Origin of the sequence: Kitasatospora putterlickiae (genome assembly GCF_039527695.1) — a bacterium.
Taxonomy (GTDB): Bacteria; Actinomycetota; Actinomycetes; order Streptomycetales; family Streptomycetaceae; genus Kitasatospora; species Kitasatospora putterlickiae.
The window spans coordinates 9,071-15,467 of record NZ_BAAAKJ010000202.1 but is presented as its reverse complement, the minus strand read 5'-3'; the positions used below and the strand labels follow the sequence as shown (position 1 = coordinate 15,467).

5 protein-coding genes are annotated in these 6,397 nt (G+C 73.3%); 2 read left to right on the top strand and 3 right to left on the bottom strand.

Annotation, left to right across the window (positions count from 1 at the left end; translation table 11 throughout):
• The 3 genes from ABD308_RS20320 to ABD308_RS20310 form a co-directional block, all read right to left on the bottom strand.
• Nucleotides 1-217, bottom strand: a 217-nt coding sequence (locus ABD308_RS20320; RefSeq protein ID WP_344337273.1) for a 2-oxoglutarate dehydrogenase E1 subunit family protein, incomplete at its 3' end; no start/stop codon positions are given.
• Between the two features lie 302 nt (nucleotides 218-519).
• The gene (locus ABD308_RS20315) at nucleotides 520-1,650 is read right to left on the bottom strand and encodes a sensor histidine kinase (RefSeq protein ID WP_344337271.1); all 1,131 of its coding nucleotides are present in this window, start codon (nucleotides 1,648-1,650) and stop codon (nucleotides 520-522) included.
• Between the two features lie 83 nt (nucleotides 1,651-1,733).
• Nucleotides 1,734-2,471 carry a response regulator transcription factor gene (locus ABD308_RS20310; RefSeq protein WP_344337269.1) on the bottom strand — a complete coding sequence of 246 codons (738 nt, stop codon included), beginning with the start codon at nucleotides 2,469-2,471 and terminating at the stop codon, nucleotides 1,734-1,736.
• Nucleotides 2,472-3,020: 549 nt separating this feature from the next.
• Here ABD308_RS20310 and ABD308_RS20305 point away from each other — a divergent pair.
• Complete coding sequence (locus ABD308_RS20305) at nucleotides 3,021-3,809, top strand: rhomboid-like protein (RefSeq protein WP_344337267.1); 789 nt, start codon at nucleotides 3,021-3,023, stop codon at nucleotides 3,807-3,809.
• Nucleotides 3,810-3,945: 136 nt separating this feature from the next.
• Entirely contained in the window at nucleotides 3,946-6,336 is a 2,391-nt protein-coding gene (gene lon, locus ABD308_RS20300) for an endopeptidase La (protein WP_344337266.1), read from the top strand.
• Nucleotides 6,337-6,397 lie beyond the last annotated feature (61 nt).

Genomic DNA, 6,397 nt, shown 5'->3' with positions numbered 1-6,397 from the left:
CGGGGGTCGGCGTAGCGCCGACCTGGGTCGCGGCCTGGGTCACTGGGGTCACCTCGGTACCGGGCTTGTAGTCGGCGAAAAAGTCCCACCAGGCTCGGTCGACCGAGTTCGGGTCCTGGAGGTACTGCTGGTAGATCTCGTCGACGAGCCACTCATTGGGGCCGAAGCCAGTGGAGCTTGCCGAGCTGTTGGGGTGTTCAGGGGACTGTGGCGACACGGCGGCAACCGCCCTCTTCCGCTTCCTTTTGGGATGTTTGGACAGCGGGGATTAAGGCTACGCCTCCGACCAGTGATCGCGCAGTCCCCGGGGCTCAGGCGTCGCCCAGATCACAGTCATGACCTGCGCTTTGGCTGAAAATGTGCGTTAGAAACCGGCATCGGAGGGGAACCGACCGCTTCCGACCACCCGACAAATGCGGTCAAAAGCGGACATAGGGGGGTTTGGACCCCGGGGGCGGCTCTGTGTCGGATCTGTGACATTCGTCCACTTCACCCCCGGGGCCCGGTCAACGCGGCCGGTCAGCGCGGCCCGGGCAGCCGGACCTCGATCCGGCAGCCCCGGGCGGCCTCGGCGACCTCGATCCGCCCGCCGTGCAGGTCCACCGCCCAGCGGGCGATCGCCAGGCCGAGGCCGGTCCCGCCGTCGGCGCCCGGCCCGGCGGCGGTCGCGGTGCCGCTGCGGCCGAACCGTTCGAAGACCCTGGTCCGGTCCGCCGCCGGGATGCCGGGACCCTCGTCCTCGACCTCCAGCAGCAGCGAGCCGGGCCCCTCGTCGGGCCGGGCGCGCACCGTCACGGTGCCGCCGGGCGGGGAGTGCTTGCAGGCGTTGTCGACCAGGTTGGCGACCACCTGGTGGAGCCGCTCCGGGTCGGCGACGCCGGTGAGGCCCATCGGGCTCACCTCCAGCGCGAGCCGGACGTCTCCGCGCCGGGAGAACGCCCCGCCCGCCGTGGCGCCGTCCACGGTGACCCCGCGCAGCACGCCGTCCAGGAACTCGCGCACCTCGAAGGGGCGCGCGTCCAGGTCGACCACGCCGTCGTCGATCTTGGAGAGGTCGAGCAGATGGGTGACCAGCCGGCCGAGCCGCTCGGTCTGCTCCAGCGCGGCACCCAGGGTCGCCGGGTTCGGCTGGACGACGCCGTCGACCACGTTCTCCAGCACGGCGTGCAGCGCGGCGATCGGCGTGCGCAGCTCGTGCGAGACGTTGGCGACCAGTTCGCGGCGGTGCCGGTCGGCCGCCCCCAGGTCGGCCGCCATCTGGTTGAAGGTGGCGGCCAGCTCGCCGATCTCGTCGCGCGAGTTCACCTCGACCCGGCGGCTGTAGTCGCCGGAGGCCATCGCGCGGGCGGCGGCGGTCATGTCGCGCAGCGGGGCGGTCAGCCCGTGCGCGAGGAACTGCATGAAGAGCAGCGAGGCGATCATCGAGAAGATCATGATGATCCGGATCTGGGTCTCGGACCGGATCGCCACGACCACCATGCCGGTGGCCAGGAAGACCGACACGATCACCAGGAGGGCGAGTTTGCCCTTGATCGAGCGGACCGGGTCCAGCGGCCGGATGTCGGCCCAGACCCGTTTCGCGGCGCGGGCGGCCAGCGTGGGCGGCCGGCTGCCGTCAAGGTTCCCGTTGCGTTGCTGTGGAAAGGTCATTGGTCCCCTGTGGTCCCCCGCGTGGGTGCGCACGGCGGTCGGGACACGGGCCCCCCGGCGGCCCGGTGTCCGAGGCTTCGCCGCTACGAGAGCGGGGCCTCCAGCGCGTAGCCGACGCCGTGCACGGTGCGGATCCAGCTGGCGCCGATCTTCCGGCGCAGCGCCTTGACGTGGCTGTCGACGGTGCGGGTGCCGGAGGCGTCCGTCCAGTCCCAGACCTCGGCCAGCAGCTGCTCGCGGGTGAGCACGGCGCGCGGCTGGGCGGCCAGGCAGGCGAGCAGGTCGAACTCGGTCGGCGTCAGGTGGACGTCGCCCGAGGCGAGCCGGACCCGGCGCTGCACGTGGTCGATCTCCAGCTCGCCGAAGCGCAGGCTGCCCAGCGCGGGCGTGCGGGCGGCCTGCTGGGCGCGCTCGACGCGGCGCAGCAGCACATTGACCCGGGCGGCCAGTTCGCGCATGGAGAAGGGTTTGGTCATGTAGTCGTCGGCGCCGACGCCGAGGCCGACCAGCAGGTCCGTCTCGTCGTCCCGCGCGGTGAGCATCAGGACCGGTACCGGGCGCTGCGCCTGGATCCGGCGGCACACCTCAAGGCCGTCGAAGCCGGGCAGCATGATGTCGAGGACGACGAGGTCGGGCTGCCAGGTGTGGAAGCCGTCGACGGCGCCCGGGCCGTCGTGGGCCACGGCGACCTTGAAGCCCTCCGCGCCCAGCCGGGCCGCGATGGACTCGGCGATCGTGGGCTCGTCCTCGACCACCAGCACTCTGCGCTGACTGCTCACCGTGCCGCCGGCGTTCTGGTTGTCCTGCTGAATTTCTGTCACGGTCACGCCACCGCCCCCAGGGCTGCGGGCCGGCCACCTGTGGGGATGGCGAAGGCTCCGCTCGTAGTCTTGTTCCGTCGTGGACTGTGCCGGGTCCGCCGTCCCGTCGCGTTCCGCGGGGTCGGCGAGCGGGTGTGCGCCGCTCACTTCTCCCACACACCTCGCAGCGTACGGACAGCGGGTGATCCCCGGCAGGTGGACCGGACATTTCCGGCCCGTGGGCCGGCTCGCCGGGCCGTTCGTCGGGCCCACTCGGAAGTGGGCACGGGCCGATACCTTACCCGGCGTTTTTTCACTCCGTAACGGTATGTATGCACATCGGTTGGCACCAAGCCGCCGGTCAGCGGGGATGGGCGTGCGTATAAGGGGAGAAGGTCTGGACCAATTCGAGCACCCCGCGACCCGGTCGCTTCCAGCGTTCTCCCAGCGGGCTCCCAGTCGCCGCCCGTACCGTGGCCACGACAAATCACGGGGGTGGGATTCCCGGAACGCGCCGGTGCGTTGGACGCGCGCGGGAGCGGCGGCCGCGGGAGGCGGAGCGGAGGCGGCATGACGGAGCGACGGGTGCGCGCCGGGCGCGGCGGTCCGCCGTACGGCATGCTCCGGCACGGCCTGCGGGCCGGGGTGGTCGAGTGGCTGCTGGCCCGGGTGCCCACCCCGCGGCGCAACCCCTTCGCGCTCGGCTACCTCGCGGTGGTCGGCGCCACCACCACCTTCGCCGGACTGGCCGACCCGGACCTGGTGCGCCGGCTCCAGGAGGCGTCCAGCTCCGACGGGCACAACCTGCTGCAGCACCCGCTGCGCGCGCTGCTGCTCAGCGGCTTCTGGGTGGCCGGCCCGGACTGGGTGCCCTACCTGTGGGCCTTCGCCCTCACCGTCGCGCCGCTGGAGCGCCGGGTCGGCCCGGCCAGGGCGGCCGCCGTGTTCGCCGCCGGGCACATCGGCGCCACCCTGCTCTCCCAGGGGGTGGTGATCGTCGCGGTGGAGACCGGGCGGCTGGAGCCGGCCGCGATGGACTACCTGGACATCGGCGTCAGCTACGGCGTGCTGGCCAGCCTCGGCGCGCTGGCCGGGCTGCTGCGGCCGGGTGGGCGGGTGATCGCGCTCGGGCTGGCCGGGGTTCTGATCGTCGAGCAGATCGCCGGTGACCGGGACCTGGTCACCGGGGTCGGCCACCCGGCGGCGCTGCTGACCGGGGTGGCGCTGTGGCGGTGGCTGCGCCGCTGGGACGGGCACCGGCCGTGCCGTATCCGGCTCGGGCCGTCCGCCGAGCGCCCCCGGACGGTGCCCGCGCCGGGGTCCGCGCCGGGTCGGGCCGCCGCGCTGGACCGCGTCTGAGCCGGGTCCGGCCGCGTTTTGACGGGACCGCCAGATCTCCTTCACCGTTCGCTCACGGCGAACGAGGTCCGGGGAACATCCGGCGACCGCAAAGCCTTAGTCAGGTCGACTCAAGTTCGCTGACTGGGGAGAGATCATGGCATCGACGTCCACTCCGCTCACCCTGCCCGTGCTGCCGCTCGATGACGAGGTCGTCCTGCCGGGCATGGTCGTCCCGCTGGACCTGAAGGACACCGAGGTCCGCGCCGCCGTCGAGGCCGCGCGGGCCGCCGCCACCGGCAAGCCCCAGGTCCTCCTGGTTCCGCGGGTGGACGGCTCGTACGCGGCGGTCGGCACCCTCGCCACCGTCGAGCAGGTCGGCCGGCTGGCCGACGGCGACCCGGCGGCGCTGGTCCGCGCGGTGCGCCGGGTGCGGATCGGCGTCGGCACCACCGGGCCCGGCGCCGCGCTCTGGGTGGAGACCACGCCGTTCCGGGAGTCCTCGGTCGGCACCCCGGTGGCCGGGCGGGCCGCCGAACTGGTCAGGGAGTACAAGAGCCTGTCCACCCAGTGGCTGCGCAAGCGCGGCGCCTGGCAGGTCGTCGACCGGGTGGCCGCCATCGAGGGCGTCGGCGAGCTCGCCGACAACATCGGCTACGCGTCCTTCGTCACCGCCGAGCAGAAGCTCAAGGTGCTGCTGGAGGCCGACCAGGTCGCGCGACTGGAGTACGCGCTCGGCCTGCTCCGCGACCACCTCGCCGAGGAGGAGGTCAACGACACCATCCGCAAGGACGTCGAGGAGGGCGTGGCCAAGCAGCAGAAGGAGTTCCTGCTCCGCCGCCAGCTGGAGGCCGTCCGCAAGGAGCTGGCCGAGCTGAACGGCGACCCGGCCGGCGAGGAGGACGACTACCGCGCCCGGGTCGAGGCCGCCGACCTGCCCGAGAAGGTCCGCGAGGCCGCGCTCAAGGAGGTCGACAAGCTGGAGCGCTCCAGCGAGCAGTCGCCCGAGGGCTCGTGGATCCGCACCTGGCTGGACACCGTCCTGGAGCTGCCCTGGAACGAGCGTACCGAGGACTCCTACGACATCGCCGGCGCCCGGGCGGTGCTGGACGCCGACCACGCCGGGCTGGCCGACGTGAAGGAGCGGATCGTCGAGTACCTGGCCGTCCGCAAGCGCCGGGCCGACCAGGGGCTCGGGCTGGTCGGCGGCCGTCGCGGCGGCGCGGTGCTGGCGCTGGTCGGCCCGCCCGGCGTCGGCAAGACCTCGCTCGGAGAGTCGGTGGCCCGCGCCATGGGCCGCGAGTTCGTCCGGGTCTCGCTCGGCGGCGTCCGGGACGAGGCGGAGATCCGCGGCCACCGGCGCACCTACGTCGGAGCGCTGCCCGGCCGGCTGGTCCGCGCCATCAAGGAGGCCGGCTCGATGAACCCGGTCGTCCTGCTCGACGAGATCGACAAGGTCGGCTCCGACTACCGGGGCGACCCGGCCGCCGCCCTGCTGGAGGTGCTCGACCCCGCGCAGAACCACACCTTCCGCGACCACTACCTGGAGGTCGAGCTGGACCTCTCCGACGTGGTCTTCCTCGCCACCGCCAACGTCCTGGAGGCCATCCCCGAGCCGCTGCTCGACCGGATGGAGCTGGTCCGGCTGGACGGCTACACCGAGGACGAGAAGGTCGTCATCGCCCGCGACCACCTGCTCCCGCGCCAGCTGGAGAAGGCCGGACTGGGGGAGGCGGAGGTCGCGGTCGACGAGCCGGCGCTGCGCAGGCTCGCGGGGGAGTACACCCGCGAGGCGGGCGTGCGGAACCTCGAACGGGCCGTCGCCCGGGTGCTGCGCAAGATCGCCGCGCAGAACGAGCTGGGCGAGCGCGAGCTGCCCGCCACGATCGGCGCCGACGACCTGCGCGCCCTGATCGGCCGGCCGCACCACGTGCCGGAGGCGGCCCAGGAGCCCGCCGAGCGGCGCACCGCGGTGCCCGGCGTGGCCACCGGCCTGGCGGTCACCGGAGCCGGCGGCGACGTCCTCTACATCGAGGCCTCGCTCGCCGACGCCGAGACCGGCGGCACCGGGCTGACCCTGACCGGCCAGCTGGGCGACGTCATGAAGGAGTCGGCGCACATCGCGCTCTCCTACCTGCGCTCGCGCGGCGCCGAGCTGGAGCTGCCGGTCACCTCGCTGCGCGACCGCGGCGTGCACCTGCACGTCCCGGCCGGGGCCGTCCCCAAGGACGGGCCGAGCGCCGGCATCACCATGACCACGGCGCTGGCCTCGTTGCTCTCCGGGCGCAAGGTCCGCAACGAGGTGGCGATGACGGGTGAGGTGTCGCTGACCGGGCGGGTGCTGCCGATCGGCGGGGTGAAGCAGAAGCTGCTCGCCGCCGACCGGGCGGGGATCACCACGGTGATCATCCCCAAGCGCAACGAGCCCGACCTGGACGACGTCCCGGCGGAGGTGCTGGAGCGGCTGACCGTCCACCCGGTCGCGGACGTCCGGGAGGTGCTGGAGCTGGCCCTGGAGCCGGCCGGCGTGCTGGTGGCGGCGGCCTGACGGCCCGGCCCGCGGCCTGACCGGCCCACCCGGCGGCCCGTCCTGTTCCGGCGGTGACGCC

Coding starts and splice junctions, on each gene's coding strand:
- ABD308_RS20305 (WP_344337267.1), top strand. CDS start 3,021: ATGACGGAGCGACGGGTGCGCGCCGGGCGCGGCGGTCCGCCGTACGGC.
- ABD308_RS20315 (WP_344337271.1), bottom strand. CDS start 1,650: ATGACCTTTCCACAGCAACGCAACGGGAACCTTGACGGCAGCCGGCCG.
- lon (WP_344337266.1), top strand. CDS start 3,946: ATGGCATCGACGTCCACTCCGCTCACCCTGCCCGTGCTGCCGCTCGAT.